The organism is Bradyrhizobium sp. CW1 (genome assembly GCF_023100665.1).
In the GTDB taxonomy this organism is placed as follows: domain Bacteria; phylum Pseudomonadota; class Alphaproteobacteria; order Rhizobiales; family Xanthobacteraceae; genus Bradyrhizobium; species Bradyrhizobium canariense_D.
Window position 1 is genome coordinate 6,103,859 of record NZ_CP064684.1, and the last position, 23,612, is coordinate 6,127,470.

At 64.4% G+C, this 23,612-nt stretch carries 24 protein-coding genes; 7 read left to right on the forward strand and 17 right to left on the reverse strand.

The features are described 5' to 3' along the window. Positions 1-170: 170 nt before the first annotated feature. The 5 genes from IVB54_RS29715 to IVB54_RS29735 all read right to left on the reverse strand — a co-directional run bounded on the left by IVB54_RS29715 (position 171) and on the right by IVB54_RS29735 (position 4,856). The gene (locus IVB54_RS29715; protein ID WP_085361298.1) at positions 171-1,277 is read right to left on the reverse strand and encodes an efflux RND transporter periplasmic adaptor subunit; all 1,107 of its coding nucleotides are present in this window, start codon (positions 1,275-1,277) and stop codon (positions 171-173) included. A 216-nt stretch (positions 1,278-1,493) separates the two neighbouring features. Next, positions 1,494-2,825 (reverse strand): MFS transporter, encoded by a 1,332-nt coding sequence (locus IVB54_RS29720; RefSeq protein ID WP_018454998.1) that lies wholly within the window; start codon positions 2,823-2,825, stop codon positions 1,494-1,496. Positions 2,826-2,970: 145 nt separating this feature from the next. Then, the gene (locus tag IVB54_RS29725; protein ID WP_018454999.1) at positions 2,971-4,134 is read right to left on the reverse strand and encodes a crosslink repair DNA glycosylase YcaQ family protein; all 1,164 of its coding nucleotides are present in this window, start codon (positions 4,132-4,134) and stop codon (positions 2,971-2,973) included. Positions 4,135-4,242: 108 nt separating this feature from the next. Beyond that, the gene (locus IVB54_RS29730; protein WP_007595197.1) at positions 4,243-4,491 is read right to left on the reverse strand and encodes a hypothetical protein; all 249 of its coding nucleotides are present in this window, start codon (positions 4,489-4,491) and stop codon (positions 4,243-4,245) included. A 119-nt stretch (positions 4,492-4,610) separates the two neighbouring features. After that, positions 4,611-4,856, reverse strand: a complete 246-nt coding sequence (locus IVB54_RS29735; protein ID WP_018455000.1) for a hypothetical protein — start codon at positions 4,854-4,856, stop codon at positions 4,611-4,613. Positions 4,857-5,369: 513 nt separating this feature from the next. On the opposite strand from IVB54_RS29735, the gene IVB54_RS29740 reads away from it, so the two are divergent. Next, positions 5,370-6,011, forward strand: a complete 642-nt coding sequence (locus IVB54_RS29740) for an OmpA family protein (RefSeq protein WP_018455001.1) — start codon at positions 5,370-5,372, stop codon at positions 6,009-6,011. Between the two features lie 57 nt (positions 6,012-6,068). On the opposite strand, the gene IVB54_RS29745 is transcribed toward IVB54_RS29740, so the two are convergent. Then, a complete protein-coding gene (locus tag IVB54_RS29745; protein WP_085352672.1) occupies positions 6,069-7,499 on the reverse strand; it encodes a phospholipid carrier-dependent glycosyltransferase in 1,431 nt (476 codons plus the stop codon). A gap of 51 nt (positions 7,500-7,550) precedes the next feature. On the opposite strand from IVB54_RS29745, the gene IVB54_RS29750 reads away from it, so the two are divergent. Together IVB54_RS29750 and IVB54_RS29755 are read left to right on the forward strand one after the other, a co-directional pair. Continuing rightward, positions 7,551-8,252, forward strand: coding sequence for a FecR family protein (locus IVB54_RS29750; RefSeq protein ID WP_018455003.1), 702 nt, complete (start codon positions 7,551-7,553; stop codon positions 8,250-8,252). 2 nt (positions 8,253-8,254) lie between these two features. Next, positions 8,255-9,424, forward strand: a complete 1,170-nt coding sequence (locus tag IVB54_RS29755; protein WP_247776572.1) for a hypothetical protein — start codon at positions 8,255-8,257, stop codon at positions 9,422-9,424. Positions 9,425-9,579: 155 nt separating this feature from the next. Here IVB54_RS29755 and IVB54_RS29760 read toward each other — a convergent pair whose 3' ends face one another. The 3 genes from IVB54_RS29760 to IVB54_RS29770 all read right to left on the reverse strand — a co-directional run bounded on the left by IVB54_RS29760 (position 9,580) and on the right by IVB54_RS29770 (position 11,183). After that, on the reverse strand, positions 9,580-10,068 hold the full coding sequence (locus IVB54_RS29760; protein ID WP_018455005.1) for a VOC family protein: 489 nt from the start codon (positions 10,066-10,068) through the stop codon (positions 9,580-9,582). Between the two features lie 42 nt (positions 10,069-10,110). Then, positions 10,111-10,539, reverse strand: coding sequence for a VOC family protein (locus IVB54_RS29765; RefSeq protein WP_026232857.1), 429 nt, complete (start codon positions 10,537-10,539; stop codon positions 10,111-10,113). Between the two features lie 131 nt (positions 10,540-10,670). Beyond that, the gene (locus IVB54_RS29770; protein WP_018455007.1) at positions 10,671-11,183 is read right to left on the reverse strand and encodes a cupin domain-containing protein; all 513 of its coding nucleotides are present in this window, start codon (positions 11,181-11,183) and stop codon (positions 10,671-10,673) included. Positions 11,184-11,310: 127 nt separating this feature from the next. Between IVB54_RS29770 and IVB54_RS29775 the strand changes: the two genes are divergently transcribed. Further along, positions 11,311-11,529, forward strand: a complete 219-nt coding sequence (locus tag IVB54_RS29775) for a CsbD family protein (RefSeq protein ID WP_007606928.1) — start codon at positions 11,311-11,313, stop codon at positions 11,527-11,529. 58 nt (positions 11,530-11,587) lie between these two features. On the opposite strand, the gene IVB54_RS29780 is transcribed toward IVB54_RS29775, so the two are convergent. The 5 genes from IVB54_RS29780 to ggt all read right to left on the reverse strand — a co-directional run bounded on the left by IVB54_RS29780 (position 11,588) and on the right by ggt (position 17,798). Then, the gene (locus IVB54_RS29780) at positions 11,588-12,052 is read right to left on the reverse strand and encodes an FKBP-type peptidyl-prolyl cis-trans isomerase (protein ID WP_026232858.1); all 465 of its coding nucleotides are present in this window, start codon (positions 12,050-12,052) and stop codon (positions 11,588-11,590) included. A gap of 60 nt (positions 12,053-12,112) precedes the next feature. Further along, positions 12,113-14,404, reverse strand: a complete 2,292-nt coding sequence (locus tag IVB54_RS29785) for a xanthine dehydrogenase family protein molybdopterin-binding subunit (RefSeq protein ID WP_018455010.1) — start codon at positions 14,402-14,404, stop codon at positions 12,113-12,115. Positions 14,405-14,406: 2 nt separating this feature from the next. After that, positions 14,407-15,423, reverse strand: coding sequence for a xanthine dehydrogenase family protein subunit M (locus tag IVB54_RS29790; RefSeq protein ID WP_026232859.1), 1,017 nt, complete (start codon positions 15,421-15,423; stop codon positions 14,407-14,409). A 4-nt stretch (positions 15,424-15,427) separates the two neighbouring features. Continuing rightward, entirely contained in the window at positions 15,428-16,042 is a 615-nt protein-coding gene (locus IVB54_RS29795; RefSeq protein WP_026232860.1) for a 2Fe-2S iron-sulfur cluster-binding protein, read from the reverse strand. 169 nt (positions 16,043-16,211) lie between these two features. Next, a complete protein-coding gene (gene ggt / locus IVB54_RS29800; protein WP_247776573.1) occupies positions 16,212-17,798 on the reverse strand; it encodes a gamma-glutamyltransferase in 1,587 nt (528 codons plus the stop codon). A gap of 184 nt (positions 17,799-17,982) precedes the next feature. Here ggt and IVB54_RS29805 point away from each other — a divergent pair, with 184 nt between their 5' ends. Together IVB54_RS29805 and IVB54_RS29810 are read left to right on the forward strand one after the other, a co-directional pair. After that, complete coding sequence (locus tag IVB54_RS29805; protein ID WP_018455015.1) at positions 17,983-18,765, forward strand: rhodanese-related sulfurtransferase; 783 nt, start codon at positions 17,983-17,985, stop codon at positions 18,763-18,765. Beyond that, entirely contained in the window at positions 18,755-18,973 is a 219-nt protein-coding gene (locus IVB54_RS29810) for a SlyX family protein (protein ID WP_007606917.1), read from the forward strand. Before IVB54_RS29805 ends, IVB54_RS29810 begins: the two co-directional genes overlap by 11 nt. 6 nt (positions 18,974-18,979) lie before the next feature. Here the strand turns inward: IVB54_RS29810 and IVB54_RS29815 are convergent, their stop codons facing one another. Together IVB54_RS29815 and IVB54_RS29820 are read right to left on the reverse strand one after the other, a co-directional pair. Beyond that, positions 18,980-20,884: a diguanylate cyclase gene (locus IVB54_RS29815; RefSeq protein WP_018455016.1), complete on the reverse strand. Its 1,905-nt coding sequence runs from the start codon at positions 20,882-20,884 to the stop codon at positions 18,980-18,982. 171 nt (positions 20,885-21,055) lie between these two features. After that, a complete protein-coding gene (locus IVB54_RS29820; protein WP_007595236.1) occupies positions 21,056-21,271 on the reverse strand; it encodes a hypothetical protein in 216 nt (71 codons plus the stop codon). 110 nt (positions 21,272-21,381) lie between these two features. Here IVB54_RS29820 and hemE point away from each other — a divergent pair, with 110 nt between their 5' ends. Then, positions 21,382-22,416: a uroporphyrinogen decarboxylase gene (gene hemE / locus IVB54_RS29825; RefSeq protein WP_247776574.1), complete on the forward strand. Its 1,035-nt coding sequence runs from the start codon at positions 21,382-21,384 to the stop codon at positions 22,414-22,416. Between the two features lie 203 nt (positions 22,417-22,619). Here hemE and hemC read toward each other — a convergent pair whose 3' ends face one another. Continuing rightward, positions 22,620-23,600 carry a hydroxymethylbilane synthase gene (hemC, locus tag IVB54_RS29830; protein WP_018455018.1) on the reverse strand — a complete coding sequence of 327 codons (981 nt, stop codon included), beginning with the start codon at positions 23,598-23,600 and terminating at the stop codon, positions 22,620-22,622. Positions 23,601-23,612: the final 12 nt, after the last annotated feature.

The following is a 23,612-nucleotide window of genomic DNA, read 5'->3' on the forward strand; positions in this document are numbered from 1 at the left end:
CAAAGATGATCCGGTTGCAAAAAACCACAGCCACTCTGTTGAACGCGTCGTCGCGAGGCAGCGAAGCAATCCAGGGGGCTGGGCAGGTTCTGGATCGCTTCGCCGCTTCAGCCCCAGCATTTGCGCTTGGGCCGAAACTCACCTCACACGACGTAACTCGTAAAAGAGACTTAAAAGGACAGTGACGACACGACCCGTACCTTCTGGCCGGGATCGAGCTTCTGAACGCCGAGGGCGACGATCTTGGCGCCCTCTTCGACACCACCGGTGATGACGACGTCGTTGCTCTCGTAGGACTTCACCACGACCGGCTTCAGCGTGACCGCGCCGTTGTCGTCGACGACGTAGAAGGACGGCTTGCCGCCTTCGTTGAACAGCGCCGACAGCGGCAGCCGCGCGACGCGTTCGGTGGCGGCGTCCGACAGCGTCAGCGTCGCGGTCATGCCGAGCGAGACCTTGTCGTCGGCCTCGGGCAGCGAAAACTTGGCAAGATAGGTGCGCGTGGCGGGATCCGCGGTGGGCGCGATCTCGCGCAGCTTGGCCGTGTACTTTTTGCCCGGCTCCGACCAAAGAGTGACGCTGGCGGCGCCCGATTTGGCACGTCCGACCAGCGTCTCAGGGATCGCGACGACCGCTTCCTTTTCGGCAAAGCGGGCGACACGGATCGAGGTCTGGCCTGCGGCAACCACCTGGCCAGGCTCGATCAGCGTTGCGGTGACGACGCCACGGGCGTCGGCGTTGAGCGTCGCGTAGGAAAGGGAATTGTTGGTCAGTTCGACCGAGCGCTCGGCCCGGTTCAGGCGGGCGCGGGCCTCGTCGGCAGCGGCGCGGCTCGAATCCAGCTGCGCGTCGGTGGTCCAGCCCTTGGCCTTCAAATCCTTGGCGCGCTGCTCGGCCGCGGCGGCCTGGGCCAGCACGCCGGTCGCAGCGGTCTGTTCGGCGACGGCTTGCTCGGCCTGGAGCTTCAGATCGACCTCATCGAGGACCGCGAGCGGCTGACCGATCTCGACGGTCTGGCCAACTTCGACCAGACGCTTGGCGACCTTGCCCGCGACCCGAAAGCCCAGATCGCTCTCGATCCGCGGCCTGATCGTGCCGACGAAGCTGCGCTCGGGCTTTTCGGCATCGTAGTGGGCGGTGGCGACCAGGACCGGCCGCGGCGGGTCGGCCTTTTCAGCGACGGTGTCATTGCACCCAGCGAGGGCGGCAGCCATCAGCGCCAGCGAAACACCGGCCAAAAGCCTCGAATAGCTGGACAAAACGGATCGGACGAACATCGGAGGACACTCCCTCGGCTGCAATGAGAGGAATGTCGACTAATCACTGATGAAAGTCAATAATCGTCAGTCATCAGGAAAGCGTGATCGTTAAGAGGTGGTAACCTCCCCGCTGCCCTTGGCGGAAAGCCCGGACTGTTGGAAGAGAGCGTCGCGCCGCGGCCCAGAGGGACCGCACGGAATGGGCCTGGCTTTCGCCAGGGCGACATTTCGAGGCTACCGCCCCTGTTCGGCGAACTCGTGCTTGCTGTCGTGGCCACCGATGAAGACCAGGATGCCGGCGATCAGCGGCAGCACCGCGAGCACGAGCAGTCCGGTCGAGGTCTGCCCGGTGGCTTCCTTGACCCAGCCGATCAGATACGGTCCGCCGAACCCGGCGAGATTGCCGATCGAGTTGATCAGAGCGATGGCGCCGGCCGCCGCCGTGCCGGAGAGCCAGGCCGTCGGCAGGGTCCAGAACACGCCGAAGCAGCAGAACACGCCGATCGCGGCAACCGTCAGCACGATCATCGTCAGGGTGGGGTCGGTGAGATAGCTGGAGACGCCGAGAGCGACGGCGGTGAGCAGCAACGGCGCGCCGACATGCATCACGCGCTCGCGCGTGGCATCGGAATGCCGCGCCCACAGGATCATTGCGATGGTGCCGAACAGATACGGAATCGCGGTGACGAAGCCGGTCTGGGCGTTGGTGAGGCCGAACGCCTTGACGATCTGCGGCAGCCAGAACTGCATGCCATAGAGCGCGCCGACGAAGCCGAAATAGACGAGGCTCAGCATGATCACCTTAGGTGAGGTCAGCGCCTCGCCGAGCGACATATGCTTCACCGCCTGCTTGGCCGCGATCTCGGCATCGAGCTTGGTCTTGAGCCAGGCCTTCTGCTCGGCCGAGAGCCAATCCGCCTTCTCTGGCCTGTCGGTGAGATAGAACCAGGTGACGATGCCGAGCAGCACGGAGGGAATGCCCTCAATGATGAACAGCCACTGCCAGCCCTTCAGGCCCATGGCCCCGTCGAGGCCGAGCAGCAGGCCAGAGACCGGCGCGCCGATCACGGTGGAGACCGGAACGGCGATGGCGAAGGCCGCGAGGAAGCGGGCGCGATATTCGGCCGGATACCAATAAGTGAGATAGAGGATGATGCCGGGGAAGAAGCCGGCTTCGGCGACGCCGAGCAGGAAGCGCAGCACGTAGAAGCTCGTGACCCCGCTCGTGAGCGCCATCAGCGCCGAGATGATGCCCCAGGTCACCATGATGCGGGCGATCCAGCGGCTGGCGCCGAACTTCTCCAGCGCCAGATTGCTCGGCACCTCGAAGATGAAATAGCCGATGAAGAAGATGCCGGCGCCCCAGGAGAAGATCAGCGGCGTGAATTTCAGCTCGGCATTCATGGTCAGCGCGGCGAAGCCGAGATTGACGCGGTCGAGATAGGAGAAGAAATAGGCCAGCACCAGGAACGGGATCAGACGCCAGGAGATGGCGCGGATCGTCGAGGTCTCGATTTCCGACTTGGCTGCGCCGGTCGAACCGGCATAGGTCGTGGTCTGGCTCATGGCTTCCCCCGGGTTGTTGCTTTTATGGGCTGATCCGGGGTTTTGAGCATCGCCGCGAAAGAGTCAATGGAGCAAGCAATGCAAGGGGCGCAGCCGGCCACCACGTTGCGCTACGACAGAGCTCGGTGATCCCCGCCGCGCACAACTACTCTGCCAATTGAAACTTCGCAAAGCGATCGAGCTCCTCCTCGATCTTCCGTTTGAGCTCCTTGCGCCCCGCGGTCTTCTTCCCCTCGCCGACCCAGGTCCATTTCTGCATCAGCAGCTTCTTCGCCTGCCGGTCGGTCTTCAGATCGAGCGCGGCGACGATCTCGTCGCCGACCAGCACGGGCAGCGCGAAATAGCCGAGCTTGCGTTTGGCCTTCGGCACATAGGCCTCGAACAAATGGTTGTAACCGAAAATGAGATTGGTGCGCTTGCGCTGGATGATCAGCGGATCGAACGGCGACAGGATATGGACCAGATCCGGCGGCGCGCACTCGCCCGGCTCGAGCGCAGCCGGCACTGCCCAGTGCTCCTGCTTGCCGGCACCGTCGATGGCGACAGGCACGAGCTCGCCACGGCGGACGCGCGAGCCGATCAGGGCAGCCACCGCCGGCTTGCGCGGCGCGTTGAGATGGCAGACCGAATCGAGGCTCACGACACCTTGCGATCGCAGCGCGCGATCGAGCAGATAGACCGTGATGTCCTTTGCCGACGCCGGCTTCGGCAGCTTGTCCCAGCCGAAATGGCGCGTCATCAGCTCATAAGTCTTGAGCATGCCCTGGCGCTCGCTGACGGTCACGGCACCCATGTAGAAGGCGAGCTGCAATGCCCGCTTCGAGGGTTTTCGGCTTTGCCAGAGATGCTCCTTCTCGGTGAGCACGTCGTCCTCGATGTCGCGGATCGTCAGCGGGCCGGCGCGCACCAGCCGCATCACCTTGCGCATGTCGGCAGGTTTCACCGAGGCGAACCATTTGTGCCCCTCGCGGCGGTGCTCGCACATCGCCGGCAGGAAGAAGCGGAAGTCGCCGGCCGGCACGTAAGACAGCGCATGCGTCCAATATTCAAAGACGCTCTTGTCGACGCTCTGGGCATGGCGCAGGTCGGCGCGCCGGTAGGACGGAATCCGGCTGAACAGGATGTGATGATGGCAGCGCTCGATCACGTTGATGGTGTCGATCTGCACATAGCCGAGATGGGCGACCGCGTCGGAGACGGCTTGCGCGCCGTCACCGAACGGCGCGCGCTCGTCCAGCCGCTGGGCATGAAGCCAGATTTGCCGGGCCTGTGTCGTGGTGAGTGGAATCGGTTTGGGCGCGCGGGACATTGCGGAATGCAGTGTAGCGGGATTCGCATCCAGCCAAGAAGCCGATCCAGGAGCGGACAAGGAAAAACCGCGCCGCCATCTGCTGACAGCGCGGTCGGAAGGCGCTTGCTACTTCATCGACATGGCCTTCTGCGCCTTCATGTAATGCATGCAGGCGCTTTTCATCTTGCCGTTGCTCATGTCGGTGTTGGCCATGGCCATTTCCTTGTTCATGGCCGTCTTGGCCGGCGTATCCGCCGTGCCGCCCATCATGGCGGCGGACTTCATCATATTGTCGCTGGTGCACGCCATCATCGCGGCAGATGCAGGGGAAACGGCGAACGCGACCAAAGCTGCAGCTGTGAGCAAGATTTTCATCGAAAAGTCTCCTCCGCAAAACGAAACCGGCGTCATGTCGGCCTTCGCAATACGTATTCTCCCGCGAAGACGTTTCGTGGAGAAGACAATTTCTTGCTGCGGTGCGAAGACGGCAGGACTCAGCGGCCGGCTTTCGGGGCTTTGGACCGGTCGCCGACGCTGCCTGTTGCGACATCGGGTTCGCACGAGGCCTTGCCGCGCTCCTCCGCCTGGCAGCGATAGACGTTGCCGGTGAGACGATCGACCAGCCACATGTTCTCGTCGGTCGGCGCTTGAAGCCCGACATAGCGGGAGGTCAGCCCCGTGATTAGTGTCGACAGCAAGATCGCCACCGCGATCATCGCCGCCCCGATATAGATGGGCATGGAGCTCAGGGACACGGTCCGATCCGGCGGGCCATTGCGATAAAACTGGTAATCACTTGGCCTCGGCACTGGGTGGAACTCAGCTCCCTTCGTTTGCGCTTGTTGGAGGCTGTGCCCTGCTAGGCGTCCATCTGGCCGAAAAATTGTTCACAGACAGGCCAACACGCGACGGCTTTGCGACAATCGGTGAGCATGGGTTTCCTTGAGTGAACCGGCCCCCGCCGCCCGAGCGGCACCTCGGCGCGGCGGTCCTCAGTGATGCGGATCACGACAGGACTGCGACGGCTCGAACCATCGCCGAAGAGGTGTGCGACCACTTCTCTTCCCGCGCTGGCGCCCCTCCTCGGAGCGGACCGCGGGTCGGCTCTCTATGAACCGAAACCGCTTGAAATACGCTGCCGTGGTCCAGGACGGCCCCGTTTCCACCGTGACCAAGATCACACCAGGGCTTTTGAACCTGCCCTATGCTCGCAGCATCAAATAGCCATCAGGCGTCACAACGAGGATACGACAATGACCCGTTTCAATAACTCTTTTGCACTCAAGGCGGTGACCCTCTCGGCAATTCTGTCGATGACAGCCGGCTTGGCTATGGCCGGCGACGGCAATGTCTCTACCAACCAGATCCTGGATGCACTGAAGCCGAAGCCCGTGACCCGGGGTCTGTCCGCAGGTCCGCAGGTTGATCCGGCGGTCCAGGCCAAGGAATCGACGTTCCTGAACACCGTGCGCAACCGCTCGACGCGGTCGCTGTCGACGGGCGAGCGCGAGCAGATTGCCGAGCTCGCCGCGACCAAGCCGAAGATCGATCTGGAGATCCAGTTCGACTACAACTCGGCCGACATCGCCAAGACGTCGGTGCCGTCGGTACAGGCGCTCGGCAAGGCGCTGTCCGATCCCTCGTTGAAGGGCTCGACCTTCGTGGTCGCCGGCCACACCGATGCGGTCGGCACCGAGGCCTACAATCAGGGGCTCTCCGAGCGGCGGGCCGACACCATCAAGAAATACCTGGTGCTGAACTACGGTCTCACCGGCACCGATCTCGTCACCGTCGGCTACGGCAAGACCAAGCTGAAGGACGCCGCCAACGGCGCCGACCCGATCAACCGCCGCGTCCAGGTCGTGAACATGGACACCAAGACCGCGTCGAAGTGATTCCGAAATTGTCGCCCATCAAGACGCCGCCTGCCGTTCTCCCGGCGGGCGGCGATTTCATATCCAGCTTTGGAAGAGCATCAGCCGATTGAAGGTCTGCATCGATGTGCCGACGAAGGCCGCCGAGATCGGCAGCATGGCGGCAAAGCCGATCGCGACGACCCCGACATAGGCCCACAACAGCCAGCCCGGTAGACCGTCCCGCCGCAGCACGTAGACCAGCGCGAGCGACGCCACGGTCGCAGCCGGCAGATAGTAATAGATGAAGGCGAGCGTACGCGGCAGCAACGCCCAGGCGAGCCAGGACCCGAAATAGAAGACCGCGATCAGGAACGCATCCCGGCGACGCGCGACGACGAAATCGCGCAGCACGACGGCGAGCGCGAGCAGCGTCGGCCACAGCACCAGGGGGTTACCGAGAAAGACGATCGCGGAGACATTGTCGTCCACGGTCTTGTCGAACAGGAACCACACCGGGCGCGCGAGCAGCGGCCATGACGGCCAGGCGCTCATATAAGTGTGGCCGGCGATGGCAGTGGTGGTGTTGTCCGCGAAGATCCGGCGCTGCGCCTCGACCAGATCCGGCAGCGACACGCCGTAGAGTGGGACGAAGGCCGCAAGATATGTCATCGCGGGCAGGACAGTGAAGCAGAGCACGACGTGATGTAATCTGAAGTCGGGCCAGAGATCAGGCCGGTACCAATCCCCCGGCTTCGCGTCGGCAAACAGGGTGTGCCAGCCCTGCATCAGGCGGATCACCGCGACGATGACGATGCAGATTCCGAGCGGAAACAGGCCGCTCCATTTGCAGGCGGCCGCACAGCCGAACAGGCTGCCGGCAGCCGCGAATAATGCATGGGGACGATCCTTTCGAAAGCCATGCATGAAGGCGGCAATCGCGAGCAGGCCGAAGCCGAGTGCAAAAATGTCGAGCATCGCGACGCGCGCCTGCACGTACAGCATCTGGTTGCAGGCGGCGATCAGCGCGGCGGCGATCGCAGGCCCTTGCGCGGCGAACAGCGCGAGGCCGCACAGATAGATCGCGACGATCGCGAGCGCGCCGAACAATGTCGCGGGATAGCGCCAGCCCAGCGCGCTGTCGCCAAAGGCCGCGATCGATAGCGCGATCAGCTCTTTCGCCAAAGGTGGATGCATCGGATTGAGCATCGATTGCGACACCGCTGGTGCCAGCATCTGCCGCGCCGCCGGCACGTAGTGCACTTCGTCGAAGACGAACTTCTCCGGCGTCGTCAGGCCAATCAGCAGGGCAAGATGCGCGACCAGGAAAATCGCGACAGCAATCACTGCGCTCCGCGACACCTTCGGAACCGCAGGCAAGTCAAGTCGCGTTTGTGGGGATGTCTTGCGTGGCAATTTTGCGTCACCGCGGAGAATAATAGAGATCGCGGTTTTCATTGAACGCATTCTGCCGCAACTGTCACTAAGCATAACGCAGGTCTCGCGCTGCTTGTGATAATTCCGCCACATCGCAAGCGCGCGTGATCCGGTACGATCAGGGACACATCGATCGGTTGCGAAATGAATTTGCGTTTCTGGCTTTTCTCCACGCTGTTGTCGACCCTCTTGTGCGCGGCCCCTTGCGCCCAAGCCCAGACGCGCGTCGGTGAAGCCGTCTTGATCCAGAATGAAGTCGTTCGCGTGGCCTCGACCACGACGCCGATCAGCGTCGGCGACAGCATGCTGCGGGACGAGACCGTGCGCACCGGCGCCGGCAGCGCGGCTCGCTTCGTGATGGCCGACAGCACCAATCTGTCGCTCGGTCCGAGCGCCACGCTCAAGCTCGACCGCACCGTCTTCAACGACGAGCACAGCTATCGCGACGTCGCGATCCGCATGACGACCGGCGCATTCCGTTTCGTCACGGGACATTCCGAGAAGACCGCCTACAAGATCACGACCCCGCTCGCGACCATCGGCGTGCGCGGTACCACTCTCGATATCCTGTCCCAGCGCGGCCGCTCGGTCGTCGTGCTGCAGGACGGTGCCGCCAGCGTCTGCACGACGAGCCAGCAATGCGTGCAGCTCACCCAGCCCGGCGACACCGCAATCATCACCTCGACCGGCGGCAAGATCTCCATCAGTAAGACCAATACGCCGCCCTGGACCTTTGCCGCGACCTGCGCCGCGAGCGCGGGACTGTGCGCGGTCAGCCAATATGCGGAGGCCTCGCCGACCGTCACGCCCGCCATCCATGACGACGGCATGCTGTGCGGACGCTGAAGATGGCGAATCTCACCAGCCTCAGGCGCTTCATCCTGGCGAGCGTGCTGACCGCCGTGGCTGCGTTTGCGTTTGTCGCGTTCCATGCCCGTCCGGCGGCAGCCGCCGCGATTTGCGAGCCCGAGTGCGGAGGGTCGACGCCCACCCCGGCGCCGAGCTATTCCCCCTCGCCCACGCCGACCTACAGCCCCTCGCCCTCGCCCAGCCCCACCCCGTCATCGTCGCCGAGCCCTTATCCGTCATCCTCGCCGAGCCCGACGCCGACACCGATACCAACCGGCGCGGATTCAAGCGGCAGCTCGATCGGCGGCCTTGCCAATCAGCGCTTCAACCAGATGATCACCAACCGGGTGCTTGGCACGGTGCTGCTCGGGGTCAACGAGCAGATCAATTGCAGCAACTGCGTCAGCGCGTTCGGCTCCGCAGGCTCGTTCTCGGCCGGAATCCACGGCCGCAAGGAGCTGACCAACAATCTGTCGCTGCTCGCCGGCATCGCCTACACGCAGTACAGCGAGGGCGGCTACAACATCACAAGCGCTCCCATCGCCGCGTTCGCGCTGCGCTATGATTTCACCGACTGGGGCTCGTCGCGCCCGTTCTTCGACGTCGGCACGATCCTGACGCCGTGGGAGAAGGCGCGCTACACCCGCAGCTACAACACCAGCCTCGGCCCGGTGAACGTCACGAGTTCGACCAACGCCGCGAACTACGCCGTTTATGGCCGCGCCGGCTGGATGAGCCGCGTGTCGCCCCGCGACGAGGTCGCCGCCTCGATCGAGGTCTGGCAGCTCTGGCAGCGTGTCTCGGGCTATACCGACAGCGCAGTGGCGTTCAATCCGTTCGACGCCAGCATCGCGACCGGCACCGACCGCACCAGCCTGGTCAAGATCGGCGGCCAGTGGACGCATCTCTACGGCAGCAGTATCGAGGCCAACATCAATGGTGGCTGGGTGCAGTCATTCGCCAGCCATAGCGGCATCGTCGCCACCGTGACCGGTGACGGCATGGTGGTGCCGACCATGGGTAACCAGGGCTGGTTCGAATATGGCGGCCGGCTCGGCTTCCGCGTGCAGAAGGGCTGGATCGTCGACCTGTTCGCCAACGGCACGCTCGGCCCGCAGCCGGTGGGTAACACCATCCATGGCGGCGTGGGGCTGCGGATCAATTATTAGCGGCAGGCCTTCGCTCATATTCCGCTGTCATGCCCCGGCTCGACCGGGGCATCCAGTACGCCGCGGCCTATCGATTGACCAACGACCGTCTCGGCGTACTGGATGGCCCGGTCAAGCCGGGCGATGACAGTGAGGATGTGGCAAGGGGACGCCCTTCACGCCGCCGACTTGCCATCGAACGCCCGCCGCAGCGCCTCCACGTCCAGTTTCACCATCTTCATCATGGCCTGCATCGCGCGTGCGGCAGCCGCCTTGTCGGGGCTGGAGAGGAATTCGAACATCACCTTCGGCACCACCTGCCAGGCCACGCCCCAGCGATCCCTGAGCCAGCCGCACTGCTCTTCCTTGCCGCCATGGGCCAGGAACGCATTCCAGACGCTGTCGACCTGGGCCTGATCGTCGCAATGGATCATCAGCGAGATCGCGTGGGTGTATTCCATTTTCATGCCGCCGTTGAGCGCGACCAAAGGCTGTCCCGCCACCGAGAATTCGACGACGAGCACGGAGCCTTCCTTGCCGGACGGGCCATCTGAAACGTTGCGCTGAACATGCGTGATCGCCGAATTCGGCACGAGCGAGACGTAGAACTTCGCGGCTTCCTCGGCATCGCCGTTGAACCACATGCAGGGAACGACCTTGGACATCTTGAATGCTCCTCTTCGGTTTCTTGCTGTTGTGGGGTTAGATCAGGCGTTCGCCATGTCGGACTGCGCCGCGAAGGCTGCCATGTCCATCCAGTTCACGCCCCACATGTGGCCGTCCGGATCCTCGAAGCTGCGGCCGTACATGAAGCTGTATTCGTCCTTCGGGCTGGGATCGGCCACCCCGCCTGCAGCCGCGGCCTTGCTGACGATATCGTCGACCTCGGTCCGGCTATCGGCGGACAGGCAGAATAGCGCCTGGTTTGAGGTCTTTGCATCCGAGATCGGCTTCGGCGTGAACTGCCGGAATTTCTCGTGGGTCGTCAGCATCGCGTAGATGGTCTCGGAAAAGACCATGCAGCTCGCTGTTTCGTCGCTGAATTGCGGGTTCCTGGTCGCACCGACCGCCTCGTAAAAGGCAGTGGCGCGCTTGAGGTCGGTCACGGGCAGATTGAGGAAAATCATCCTGGGCATCGGAGCTCCTTGGGCGGGGTTCTGCCCAAGGACGGACAGCCAAGCGGCGATCCGACACGGCTTCCGGATCTTTTTTGGAGCCCTGCCCGCGAGGTTCTGTCACACAGAACCCGCTGGCTTTCAGGCGATCCTCACTTCTTCTCGTTCGGATCGCGGTGAATGGGATCGACCCACAGGACGGTCGCTGGCTTCTCGACCGGCTCGATATCGAGGTTGATCGCCACCGCCTCGCCGTCGCTGCGCACCAGCACGCATTCCAGCACCTCGTCCGCGCTGGCGTTGATCTCCTGATGGGGCACGTAGGGCGGCACGAAAATGAAGTCACCGGGGCCGGCCTCTGCGGTGAATTGCAGGCTCTCGCCCCAGCGCATCCGCGCCTTGCCCTTCACCACATAGATCACGCTTTCGAGATGGCCGTGGTGATGCGCGCCGGTCTTGGCGTCGGGCTTGATGCTGACCGTGCCCGCCCACAATTTCTGCGCACCGACGCGCGCGAAATTGATCGCGGCCGCGCGGTCCATGCCCGCCGTCGACGGAACGTTGGTATCGAGCTGGTTGCCGGGAATGACGCGCACGCCGTCATGTTTCCAGCGATCGTGGTGATCGTGGTCATGGTGGGAATGCGAATGGTCATGGCCGGTCATGGGACTTGCTTTCTATTGGTTCCGTGTGCGGCAAACTAACCCAAAGCCGCGACATCGAGCCATAACAAAATCGGAACCCTCATAACCGTCGAACGTTGTCTTGGCGAGCAAACCGCAGGAGAGTTTCATGGGTAGCACGACCGACAAGATCAAGGGCACCGCAAACGAGGCAATGGGCAAGGCCAAGCAGGGCGTCGGTGAAGCCACTGGATCCGAGCGCCTAAAGGGTGAAGGTGCAGTCCAGGAAGTGAAGGGCAAGGGCCAGCAGGCCATGGGCGACGCCAAGGACGCCGCGAAGGACGCGGTTGATCGCGCAGCCGCTGCGGCCAAGCGCGCGACGGAGTAACGGCCTCGCACTGAATGCGAAAAGACCGGCCGAGAGGCCGGTCTTTTTGTTTGCGGGCTTACTTCACCCCGAGCAATTCCACGTCGAACATCAGCGTCGCGTTCGGCGGGATCACGCCGCCTGCGCCCCGGGCGCCATAGCCGAGCTGCGGCGGAATGATCAGCGTGCGCTTGCCGCCGACCTTCATGGAGGCAACACCCTCGTCCCAGCCGGCGATGACGCGGCCCTTGCCGATCGGGAATTCGAAAGGCTCGTTGCGATCCACTGACGAGTCGAATTTCTTGCCCTTCTGGCCGTTCTCGTAGAGCCAGCCGGTGTAGTGCATCACGCAGATCTGGCCCGGCTTGGGCGAAGCTCCGGTGCCGGCGACGCTATCGGTAATCTGCAAACCTGAAGCTGTTGTCATGGTCTTCCCTGCGGTCTGGGCCGAGGCCGTGGTGGAAACGAAATCGGACACGCCGGCGATCACGGTGATCGCGAGTGCCGACATGATGGCGAGGAGCATGCGCTGTAAACGCTGCATAAGAGACCTTCCGTTTGAGGCGCAAGGTGTCTAGCGCAACGCTGACGCCGTTTCCACCCCTCACACCTCGATATTTTCGAGCCGCACGGGCAGCTTGCGGATGCGCTGGCCCGTGGCGTGATAGATCGCATTGCAGATCGCCGCATTGGTGCCGACATTGGCGAGCTCGCCAAGGCCTTTCACGCCGGCCGGGTTGATACGGTCGTCCTGCTCGGAGAGCAGGATCACTTCGACACCGGGCACGTCGGCATTCACGGGGACGAGATAGTCGGCGAGATTATCGTTGACGTAGCGTGCATTGCGCTCGTCGATCTCGGTGGCCTCCAGCAGCGCCGAGGACATGCCCCAGATCAGGCCGCCCATGAGCTGGCTGCGCGCCGTGCGCGGATTCATGATGCGGCCCGCCGCAAACGCTCCCACCAGCCGGGGGCAGCGGATTTCATGGGTAAAGCGGTTGACGCGGACCTCGACGAACTCAGCACCGAAGGCATAGGCGATCTTGTCTTTCATCTGATGGCCACCGACGAGCCGCGCGTGCCCGCTGTGCATGGCCGTGAAGGAATCCAGCGGCGCGCCTTCGGGCTTCCACTCGCCGTATTCCTCGACGATGCCGACGCCGAGCGCGTCGAAGGCCTTCTCGAGATCGAGTGGACGATCGCTCTGCGCCGCCTGCGTGCTCGGCGCCTGGCTGATGCCGACAGTCTCCTTGGCCTTGTCGGCGAGGCTGTCGCTCGGCATCACGGCCTTGAACAGCCTTTGGCGAATGCGGTCGCAAACCATCATCACCGCCGAGCAGGTGCTGGCAGTCGAGTTCGAACCGCCGGCAACGGGCGCCGGCGGCAGATCGCTGTCACCCAGGAAGACCGCGACCTTCTCCAGGGGCACGCCGAGCCGCTCGGCCGCGGTCTGGGCGATGACGGTATACGCACCGGTGCCGATCTCGTGACCGGCGATCTCGACCCGGGTACGGCCGTCGCGCTGGAGGCGGACGCGCGCGGCAGACGGCGCCATCTGCGTCGGATAGCAGGTGGCAGCACAGCCATAGCCGACCAGCCAGTCGCCGTCCGACATCGATTTCGGCTGCGGCGAGCGCTGCGACCAGCCGAACGCCTTCGCGGCCTCGTCGAAGCACGCCATCAAGGACCGCGATGTATAGGGCTTGCCGCCGATCGGCTCGACGGTGGTGTCGTTGATGCGGCGGAGCTCGACGGGGTCCATGTTCAGCTTCACAGCGAGCTCGTCCATCGCGCTCTCCAGCGCGAAGAGATACGGCACCTCCGGCGGCGAGCGCATGAAGCCGGGCGTATTGCGGTCGGCGCGCACGATCGACACCAGACTTGCGACGTTCGGGCAGGCATAGAGCCGCGTCGTCGTCTTGGTGCCGCCGACGCAATAGGCATCCGGACGCGACGAAACCTCCGCGCCGTCGTGCCTCAAAGCCACCAGCTTGCCGTCCCGACCCGCACCAAGCCTGATCTCATGGCGCGTCTCGGCGCGGTAGGTGGCGATGGTGAAACCCTGGTCGCGGGTTGGCACCAGCTTGATCGGCCGGTTCAGGCGTTTGGCAATGCCGGCGATGATGGCAGTGCGGGACGTCATCGAACCGCGCGAACCAAAGCCGCCGCCGACATAGGGATTGACGACACGGACCTTGTCGGCGTCGATACCGAGCTGCTCGGCGACGCCGTTCTTCAGGCCGTAGACGTACTGGCTGCCCTCGTAGACGACGAGCTCGTCGCCCATCCAGGCGCAGCTCGTCGTAAACAGCTCCATCGGATTGTGGTGCTGGGTCGGCGTTTCATAAGAGGCGGTGAGCTTGACCTCGGCCGCGTCGAACGCCTTGGCGAAATCGCCGACCTCCGGGTCTTCCTTGAACTGTGCGTTCTGCCCCTTTGCCGCTGCCGTGGTGGTCCCCGGCGAGTCGAAGCTCGCACTCGGCGCCGCGGCCGTGTAGCTGACCTTGACGCGATTGGCGGCCTCGCGCGCCGCCTCGTAACTCTCGGCGATGACGACGGCGATGATCTGGCCGTCATGGGCGATGTCGGCCGATTTCAGCGGCTGGATCGTGGTGCCGGCATAGCCGCCATTGCTGAACAGTTTCGATTCCTTCAGCTTCGGAGCGTTCTCGTGCGTGACGATGTCGATCACGCCGCGGACCCGCCTGGCATCGTCGAGATCGAAACTGTCGATGCGGCCCTTGGCGATGGCGCTGGTGACCAGGAATGCGTAAGCTGGATTGTCGAGCGGCATGTCGGACGCATATGTCGCCCGGCCCGTGACCTTTGCGGCCGCGTCATAGCGCGGCACCGGCTTGCCCATGTTCGCTTTCGGCTCGGGAGCTGCAGCGGTCATGATCAGATCTCCATCGTTACGGCCTGCTGGAGCGCGCGCGCCACCACGCGCTTGCCGAGCGCGATCTTGAAGCTGTTGTGCTGGCGGCCCCTGGCGTCGGCAAACGCGGCATCGGCCACACGCTGCGCCAGACCGTCGTCGAATTTCTGTCCCTTCAGCAGCGCCTCCGCCTCGCGCGCCCGCCACGGCACGGTGGCGACGCCGCCGAGCGCGACACGCGCGTCCCTGATCGTGCCATCCTGCACGTCGAGCGCGACCGCAGCCGACGACAGCGCGAACTCGTAGGACTGCCGGTCGCGCGCCTTGAGATACACCGAGCGCGGCCAGCGGCCGGGAACGGAGAACGCAGAGATCAGCTCACCGGGCCGAAGCGTGGTCTCGATGTCGGGCGTCCTGCCGGGTGCCTTGTGCAAATCCGCAAACGGCAGGTTGCGCGTTCCGGACCTGCCGGTAATCTCGACCATCGCATCGAGCGCGATCAGCGCCTGCGCAAAATCGCCGGGATAGGTCGCGATGCACTGATCGGACGTACCGAGCACCGCATGCATGCGATTGACGCCGTCCATGGCGGCACAGCCCGAACCAGGATTGCGCTTGTTGCAATTCTCATAGGAAACGTCGCGGAAATAGCTGCAACGCGTTCGCTGCATCACGTTACCGCCGAGCGTCGCCATGTTGCGCAGCTGGGCGCTGGCGGCGAGCTTCAGGGAATTCGCGATCACCGGATAGTGGCGCTGGATCTCGGCATGCGCGGCCACGTCGGACATCTTCGCGAGCGCGCCGAGCCGCAAGCCGTCACTGCCGGGCTCGATCGCCGACCAGCCCCGCGCCAGCGGATTGATATCGACGATCGCGGCGGGCCGCATCACGTCCAGCTTCATCAGGTCGATCAGCGTGGTGCCACCAGCGAGCGGCTGTGCTGTAGCCTTCGTCAGCGGATTGTTCGCAGTTGCGGCAGCACTGAGCGCCTGCACCGCCATGTCGGGGTCTGTTGCCCTTTGATACGAAAACGGTCGCATGCGCCTAGCCTTTCATGATCTCGGGCGCGGCCTGCTTCACGGCGGCGACGATGTTGGGATAGGCGGCGCAGCGGCAGATGTTGCCGCTCATGTATTCGCGGATGTCGGCCTCGCTGCCCGCATGCCGCTCCTTGACGCAGGCAACGGCGGACATGATCTGGCCCGGCGTACAATAGCCGCATTGAAACGCATCGTTGTCGACGAAGGCCTGCTGCATCGGATGCAAATGATCGTCGGTGGCAAGGCCCTCGATCGTGGTGATCTCCTGCCCCTCGGCCGCGAGCGCGAGCGTCAGGCACGACACCACGCGCCGGTCGTCGATCAGTACCGTGCAGGCACCACATTGGCCGTGGTCGCAGCCCTTTTTGCTGCCGGTGAGCTTGAGATGCTCCCGCAGCGCGTCGAGCACCGTCGTGCGGGCGTCGATGCGCAGGCGCTTGTCCTTGCCGTTGACCCGCAGCGTGACATCGACAGGAAGCGCCGGATCCTGGGCGGCCGACACGCTCGCATCCTGCGCGGCCGCACGCGCCGTCATGGGGACCAGCGCGCTGCCGGCAACGCCGGCCATGAAGGCGCGCCGATCGAATTCGGACGGTCCGGAACCTGATTTTTCGGACATGGAGGGCCTCCGCCGCTTCGAGCAAGAGCAGCGCACGCCTGCACCGCTCATCGGCCCTTAACCTGAAGCAATGAGCTCCGTTCCGAACGAGAAAGGGCGACGCAGCAAATGCCGCGTCGCCCTTCGTCAACTTTTCCTGATCTCGCGCGGGGAACTCCGTGCGCGGTGGTCAGTATCCAAGCGCGCAACCGTCTTTGCGCGGATCGGAACCGCCGGTGAGCGTGCCCTTGTCCCAGTCGATCCAGATCGCCTGCGCGCCGCCGAGCGGACCGACGACGCTGGTGGTCTTGTGGCCGAGCTTCTTCAGGCCTTCGACAATGGCGGCCGGCACGCTGTCCTCGAGCTGGTACTGACCTTCATAATGCAGGCCGCGCGGCATATCGATCGCCTCCTGCACGTCGCAGCCATAATCGAGAATGTTGGTCACCACATGGGTCTGGCCAACCGGCTGATATTGTCCGCCCATCACCGCGAACGGCATCACGGAACGGCCGCCCTTGGTGAGCAGGCTTGGCATGATCGTGTGCAGTGGACGCTTGTCGCCGGCGATGCAATTCGGGTGGCCGGGCTGGATGCGGAAGCCGCCGGCGCGGTTCTGGAGCAAAATGCCGGTCTTGTTCGAGACGATCGCCGAGCCGAAGGAATGCGCAACCGAGTTGATGAAGGAGCAGACGTTGCGGTCCTTGTCCACGACGGTGATGTAGATGGTCGACGGGTTCATCGGCGGCGCGACGTTCGGCAGGTCGAGCATGCCGTCCATGCGGATCTTGTCGATGTGCTCGTTGCAGTATTCCTTGGCGAGGATCCTGGCGACCTCGATCTGCATATGCTCGGGATCGGCGACATGCAGCTCGCGATGCATGTAGGCGATGCGCGCGGCCTCGGCTTCGAGGTGGAAGCGCTCGATGCTGAGCGGCGCGTATTTCGTCAGGTCGAAACGCGACAGGATGTTCAGCATCAGCAGCATGGTGAGGCCGGGTCCGTTCGGCGGGCACTGCCAGACGTCATAGCCCTTGTACATGGTCCCGATCGGCGTCGTCGTCTCAGTGGTGTGCGCGGCGAAATCGTCGAGCGTGTGCAGGCCGCCGATCCCGCGCAGGGTCTCCACCATGTCTTCCGCGATCGGGCCCTTGTAGAAGGCGTCGCGGCCGTCCTTGGCGATCGCCCGCAGCGTCTTGCCGAGCTCGGCCTGGCGGATGACGTCGCCGGCCACCGGCGGCTTGCCGTGCGGCAGCAGATACCGCTCCGTGTTGGTGCCGGCCTTCAGCTTCTCGAACTGGTTCTTCCAGTCGAAGGCGATGCGGGGGGCGACGACGTAGCCTTCCTCGGCCGCCTTGATCGCGGGCTGAAGCAGCCGCTCGAAGCCGAACTTGCCGTGATCGCGCAAGACGGTTGCAAAGGCGTCGATCACGCCGGGGATCGAGACCGCATGCGCCGAGGTCAGCGGCACGGAGTTGATCTTGCGCTCGAGATACCAATCGGCGTTCGCCGCCTTCGGGGCGCGGCCGGAGCCGTTATAGGCGATGATCTTGCCCTCGCCGCGCGGCTGGATCAGCGCAAAGCAGTCGCCGCCGATGCCGGTCGATTGCGGCTCGATCACGCCGAGAATGGCCGAACCCGCGACAGCCGCGTCCACCGCCGTGCCGCCCTCGCGCAGCACCTCGATCGCGGCAAGCGACGCCTGCGGATGCGAGGTCGCCACCATCGCGTTGGTGGCGTGGACCGTGGACCTGCCGGGGAAATGGAAGTTTCTCATCGAATTCTGCTCTCATTGGGCGTCTGGTGCGGATGGCGCGCCATCTCGGAAAAACCGGGCCTACATGACACATTCCGGCCGGCCGGGGCAATGCTGGCATGCCAGGGAAATGGCTGCCATCCGCCGGGAATAGAGCTGCTCGATGCGGGTTTTCCGGGCGAGCCCCGCCTGCTAAACGGGCGCCATGATTTACAAGGTCGCCGCCTTCTACCAATTCGCCGCGCTGCCCGATTACCGCGAGCTGCGCGAGCCACTGCGCGCGTTCTGCGCCGGCCTGGAGCTAAAGGGCAGCGTGCTGCTCGCGCAGGAGGGCATCAACGGCACGGTCGCGGGCGCGGGCGAGGCCATCGACGCGCTCACCCAAGAGCTCGCTCACGGCGACATGTTCGGCGGCAGGTTGAACAATCTCGAATTGAAGTTCTCGACCGCCGAGACGATGCCATTCGGCCGGCTCAAGGTGCGGTTGAAGAAGGAGATCGTCACGCTCGGCGACGAAAGCGCCGACCCGACGCGGCAGGTCGGCACCTATGTCGATGCGGCCGAATGGAACGCGCTCATCGAAGCGCCGGATACGCTGGTGCTCGACACCAGGAACGCCTTCGAGGTGGCGATGGGGACGTTCGAGGGCGCGCTCGACCCCGGCATCAGGAGCTTTGGCCAGTTCAAAGATTTTGCGGCCGAGCAGCTCGATCCCGCCAGACACCGCAGAATCGCGATGTTCTGCACCGGCGGCATCCGCTGCGAGAAGGCGAGCGCACACCTGCTCGCGCGCGGCTTTGCCGAGGTCTATCACCTCAAGGGCGGCATTCTCAAATATCTGGAAGAGGTGCCGGAGGCTCAGAGTCGCTGGCGCGGCGAATGCTTCGTGTTCGATGAGCGTGTCGCGCTCGGCCACGGTTTGCAACAACTTGGTTTGCAAGAATTTGGATTGCGCGAACGGGACAAGGACGCGGCACGTGACGAATGAGATCAAGACGCTCGGCGAGCGCATCGACACGCTGGAGACCCGCCTCGCCTATCAGGACGACGCGATTGAGACGCTGAACCAGACCATCACCGCGCAGTGGAAGCAGATCGACGCGCTGACGCGGAGAATCGCAGAGCTCGGCGAGCGGCTGCAGGAGGCCGAGGCGAATGCGCCGGGAGCCGCCAATGAGCGTCCGCCGCATTATTGAGCGGGCTTACTGACCGGACGCCTTGAGAAGAAGGTTACTCACCTCGCCCGACATCATCAGCCGGTTGCGCCCGGCCTCCTTGGCGGCATAGAGCGCCTGGTCGGCGGCCTCGACCAGCGAGGTGACGCCGGCCGTGCGCTCCAGCGCCGGCCGGCACGCAGCACCGCCGAGCGAAGCGGTGACGCAGCCAGCCACATGGTTGCTGGTGTGGACCAGGCCCGCATCACGGATCGCCCGTCGAATCCGGTCGCCGATCAGGGCGCAGCCCGCAGCGTCGGTGTTCGGCAACAACATGGCGAACTCCTCGCCGCCGTAACGCGCCGCAAGATCGCCGGAACGCTGCGCCTCAGCAGCGATGATCTGGGCCACCTGCCGGAGGCAGGCATCGCCCGCGGGATGGCCGTAGTCGTCGTTGTAAGACTTGAAGTGGTCGACGTCGATCATCAGCAAAGAGAGGCTGGAGCGCTCGCGATAGGCACGCGCCCACTCCTCCTTCAATCGTTCATCGAAGCGGCGGCGATTGGCAAGCCCGGTGAGGCTGTCTTCGATCGCGAGCGTTTCGAGCCGGGTCTCGAGCTTCTTCTGCTCGGTGATGTCGCGCGAGATCGCGACCACGCCGTCGACGCGGCCATTCTCCTTGCGGGTCACCCGCATGGTCGATTCGAGCCAGACTTCCGAGTTCTGCCGGTGCACATTGCGATAGGTGACCCGCGCCTCCTCCGCATCGCCGCGCTTCATGGCGTCGACGAGGGCCTGGACCTGCGGCCGGTCGTCCGGGTGAATGCCGGCCAGCGCGAGGGTACCGATCAGTTGATTGGCGCGCCAGCCAACGACGCCGATCGATGACGGCGAGACATAGCGCAGCCGCTCGTCGAGCCCGATACGGGTCACCATGTCACTGGAGCCTTCGGCAAGCAGCCGGAAATGCGCTTCCTTCTCGACCAGCGCGGCCGCCATACTCTGGCCCCGTTGCAGCTGCCGCACCAACACCGCACCGATGATCGCGATCAGCATGACCAGCGCGAGCACGTAGAGCATGCGGGAGATCGCCGCAGCACGCCAGGGCGCCAGCAATTCGGCCTTGTCGACGGTGGCGAGCAGGACCAGCGGATAACGGCCGGAGCGCTTGAAGAAGCTGACCCGGTCGGCACCGTCGAGCGGCGACTTGAAATGGTAGGCGCCGCCCGGCCGCTGCAAGGCGGTATCGCGGAACAGCGGCGTATCGGCAACGCTGCGACCGACGAACCTGTCGTTGCTGGGGTTACGCGCGATGATCAGGCCGTCGCCGTGCGTCAGCGCCACCGAGCTGTTGCGGCCGATCTCGAACTGTTCGTAGAAATGCGAGAGATATCCCGAGCTGATGGTCGCGAGCACCACGCCGCCGAAGCTGCCGTCCAGCTTGTTGAAACGGCGCGACAGGGTGACGACCCACTCGCCGTCGAGCAGGCTCTTCACGGGGCGGCCGACATGGGGTTCCCGTTTCGGCGAGAGCTGGTGATAGCGGAAGAACGCGTCGTCATTGAGCGTCGAGCCGATCGTGCCAGGCGAGGTCAACCAGTTGCCGCGCTCGTCGATGATGGCGAGGCTATGGATGCGCTCTATCGCCTTCTTTCGCGCCTCCAGCAGGTTTCGGAGCTTGGCGATCGTGGCCGGCTCACTGCCGTCCATCTCCAGCCGGCTGACGACGCCGACGACGCCTGAATCCAGGAGATCGAGGCTGTCCTCGGCATGTTGCGTCAGCGAGCGCGCAACGTTCGCCATTTCTGCCTCGGCGCCCTTGAGCACCGCGTCGCGGGCCGCCCATTCCCGCCAGCCGCTGACGCCGAGGATGGCCACGCAGGTCAGCGCGACGAACGCAGCCGCCCGCAGCGGCAGGCGGCTCCATCCGGCTCTTTGGGTCACAGCACTCATGCAGCAGAATTCTCCGATGCCCGGAAACTCTGCTGCTTCTGTTATTGAACTCTGAAACACCGGGAGAAATATGCAGTGATGTCCCCGGCTTTCCGTAGTCGTACGGACGCCGGAATCAGCGCATCGCTAACAAGGCATTAGCAAACCTATCGGAATCCGGCGCTCTCCGCCTTAGCTGAAGATCGCCTTAACCTTGTCCCAGAGCGAGGGATTGTCGGCCTCCGCATCGGCCTTCGAGGGCGTCGGCTGGGCGGCGCTCACGGGGTCGGACGCCGGGAAGGTATCTTTCAGACCGGCGTCGAGCTTGGCGTGGCGGTCGGCGGCGAGCGCTTCGTGCAGATCGTCGGCGTGCTTGTCATGCGGCGCGGGGTTGAATGTCTCAGCCATGGTCTCGTCCTCCGTTGGCTGGTCAACGCGGCCCAATTGCGCTTGGTTCCCCTGTTCCGCTTCGGGCCGTGGCGGTGTATCAGGAGCCCTAACCATCTTCAGGACCGTTCGTGCCCCAGTCTGCGACCAAACCATTCATCGACGTCCTCTCCGGCCCGCGGCAGGTCGTTCCGCCGATCTGGATGATGCGGCAGGCCGGCCGTTACTTGCCCGAATATCGCGAGGTGCGCGCCAAGGCCGGCGGCTTTCTCGATCTCTGCTTCAACCCGGAGCTTGCCGCCGAGGTGACGCTGCAACCGATCCGGAGGTTCGGCTTCGATGCGGCGATCATCTTCTCCGACATCCTGGTGATCCCCTATGCGCTCGGACGTTCCGTGCGCGTCGAGGTCGGCGAGGGTCCGCGGCTCGAACCGCTGGATGATCCCGCCAAGGTCGCAACACTGGCGAAGCACGCCGATTTCGGCAAGCTCGCGCCGGTGTTCGAGGCCCTCAAGATCGTGCGCAGCGCGCTCGATCCCAAGATCGCGCTGATCGGCTTCTGCGGCGCTCCGTGGACGGTGGCGACCTACATGGTCGCCGGCCAGGGTACGCCCGACCAGGCCCCGGCGCGGATGATGGCCTACCGGCATCCGGAGGCGTTCGCCGAGATCATCGACGTGCTGATCGAGAACTCGATCGAATATCTGCTGGCGCAGCTTGCGGCCGGCGCCAGCGCCTTGCAGATCTTCGACACCTGGGCCGGCGTGCTGCCACCCTCCGAGTTCGCGCGATGGTCGATCGAGCCGACCCGGCGCATCGTCGAAGGCGTGCGCGCCAAGGTGCCGGACGCCAAGATCATCGGCTTTCCGCGCGGTGCCGGTGCGCAACTGCCCGGGTTCGTCGAGGCGACCGGCGTCAACGCCGTCAGCATCGACTGGACCGCGGAGCCGGCCTTCATCCGCGAGCGCGTGCAGAGCAAGGTTGCGGTTCAGGGCAATCTCGATCCGCTGGTGCTGATCACAGGCGGCGCCGCGCTCGACCGCGCGATCGACGATACGCTGGCGAATTTCGCGCAAGGGCGGTTCATCTTCAATCTCGGCCACGGCATCCAGCCGGAGACGCCGATCGCCCATGTCGAGCAGATGCTGAAGCGGGTTCGGGGCTGATTTATTTTGCGCCTGGGGAGCGGAAAAACAAAAAAACGCGAAAACAACTCCATGCACAGTAGAGAGGCCACGCCCGATCAATGACTTAGGGCGGACTGAAATCAGGTGCGCCGTGATCGCATCAGAGCGCGCCAACATTTGACCCGTCGGGCAAAACAGGCGCATGATGCCATCATCCCACCGACCCCCGCCTCGCGGCCGACTTAGCGCGGCCGGCTGCGCTCGATGATCTCCGCGGCGCCCTTGGCCAGCAGATCCAGTCCCACCGCACGGCCGAGTTCGCGTGGGCGATTGGCGGGGCCCGAACGCAAGGCTTCGATGATGGTGTTGCCGGAGAGATCGAGCACGGACGCGGTGAGCGACATCTGATCACCCGCAATGGTCGAAAAGCCCGCCACCGGCGAATTGCAATGGCCGTTCAGCACCCACAGCACCTCGCGCTCTGCATCGGCGCAGGCGTGGGCAGCGGGATCGTCGATCGATGCGAGGACGCGACGCGTCTGCCAGTCCTGCGCGGCGCATTCGACGGCGACGATGCCCTGCCCCGCTGCCGGCAGCATCTCGGCTGCGGTAAACTCGTAGGCGATGCGCTGTGAAAGGCCGACGCGGTCGAGGCCGGACCGCGCCATGATGAGCGCATCCGCAGGCCCCACCGCGCCGCCATCCGGCAGGCGCTGCTTCTCGCCATTGTCGAGTTTTCGCACGCGCGTGTCCGCGGCGCCGCGGAAGTGGATGATCTCCACGTCCGGAAACAACCGCCGCGCATAGGCGGCGCGGCGGACGGCGTTGGTGCCGATCTTGAAACCCTTGCCACGAGATTGGCGCAACGCCTCCAGCGTCACGCCGTCACGCAGCACCAGCGCGTCGTTGGGAGGATCGCGCGAGAGCGTGGCGCCGATCACGAGGCCGGGCGTGTCTTCGTTGCCGGGCATGTCCTTCAGCGAATGCATCGCCGCGTGGAGTTCGCCCGACAGCACCGCGGCGCGGATCTGCGCCACGAAGGCACCGCCCTTGCCGCCATGGGGCAACAGCTTACTGGTCTGGTCGAGATCGCCCGTGGTGTCGAACTTGACGATCTCGACGTCGAGATCGGGCATGGCGGCGGTCAGGCGGCGCGCGATCTCTTCCGTCTGTGCCAGCGCCATCGCGCTCTTGCGTGTGCCGATCTTGAATCGCGTAGCCAAGCCCAAATCCTC

Coding starts and splice junctions, on each gene's coding strand:
- IVB54_RS29740 (WP_018455001.1), top strand. CDS start 5,370: ATGACCCGTTTCAATAACTCTTTTGCACTCAAGGCGGTGACCCTCTCG.
- IVB54_RS29785 (WP_018455010.1), bottom strand. CDS start 14,404: ATGACCGCTGCAGCTCCCGAGCCGAAAGCGAACATGGGCAAGCCGGTG.
- IVB54_RS29720 (WP_018454998.1), bottom strand. CDS start 2,825: ATGAGCCAGACCACGACCTATGCCGGTTCGACCGGCGCAGCCAAGTCG.
- IVB54_RS29765 (WP_026232857.1), bottom strand. CDS start 10,539: ATGCCCAGGATGATTTTCCTCAATCTGCCCGTGACCGACCTCAAGCGC.
- IVB54_RS29815 (WP_018455016.1), bottom strand. CDS start 20,884: ATGAGTGCTGTGACCCAAAGAGCCGGATGGAGCCGCCTGCCGCTGCGG.
- IVB54_RS29735 (WP_018455000.1), bottom strand. CDS start 4,856: ATGCCCATCTATATCGGGGCGGCGATGATCGCGGTGGCGATCTTGCTG.
- IVB54_RS29795 (WP_026232860.1), bottom strand. CDS start 16,042: ATGTCCGAAAAATCAGGTTCCGGACCGTCCGAATTCGATCGGCGCGCC.
- IVB54_RS29750 (WP_018455003.1), top strand. CDS start 7,551: ATGAATTTGCGTTTCTGGCTTTTCTCCACGCTGTTGTCGACCCTCTTG.
- IVB54_RS29725 (WP_018454999.1), bottom strand. CDS start 4,134: ATGTCCCGCGCGCCCAAACCGATTCCACTCACCACGACACAGGCCCGG.
- IVB54_RS29790 (WP_026232859.1), bottom strand. CDS start 15,423: ATGCGACCGTTTTCGTATCAAAGGGCAACAGACCCCGACATGGCGGTG.
- IVB54_RS29755 (WP_247776572.1), top strand. CDS start 8,255: ATGGCGAATCTCACCAGCCTCAGGCGCTTCATCCTGGCGAGCGTGCTG.
- IVB54_RS29730 (WP_007595197.1), bottom strand. CDS start 4,491: ATGAAAATCTTGCTCACAGCTGCAGCTTTGGTCGCGTTCGCCGTTTCC.
- IVB54_RS29820 (WP_007595236.1), bottom strand. CDS start 21,271: ATGGCTGAGACATTCAACCCCGCGCCGCATGACAAGCACGCCGACGAT.
- IVB54_RS29715 (WP_085361298.1), bottom strand. CDS start 1,277: ATGTTCGTCCGATCCGTTTTGTCCAGCTATTCGAGGCTTTTGGCCGGT.
- IVB54_RS29745 (WP_085352672.1), bottom strand. CDS start 7,499: ATGTGGCGGAATTATCACAAGCAGCGCGAGACCTGCGTTATGCTTAGT.
- IVB54_RS29770 (WP_018455007.1), bottom strand. CDS start 11,183: ATGACCGGCCATGACCATTCGCATTCCCACCATGACCACGATCACCAC.
- IVB54_RS29775 (WP_007606928.1), top strand. CDS start 11,311: ATGGGTAGCACGACCGACAAGATCAAGGGCACCGCAAACGAGGCAATG.
- IVB54_RS29805 (WP_018455015.1), top strand. CDS start 17,983: ATGATTTACAAGGTCGCCGCCTTCTACCAATTCGCCGCGCTGCCCGAT.
- ggt (WP_247776573.1), bottom strand. CDS start 17,798: ATGAGAAACTTCCATTTCCCCGGCAGGTCCACGGTCCACGCCACCAAC.
- IVB54_RS29760 (WP_018455005.1), bottom strand. CDS start 10,068: ATGTCCAAGGTCGTTCCCTGCATGTGGTTCAACGGCGATGCCGAGGAA.
- IVB54_RS29780 (WP_026232858.1), bottom strand. CDS start 12,052: ATGCAGCGTTTACAGCGCATGCTCCTCGCCATCATGTCGGCACTCGCG.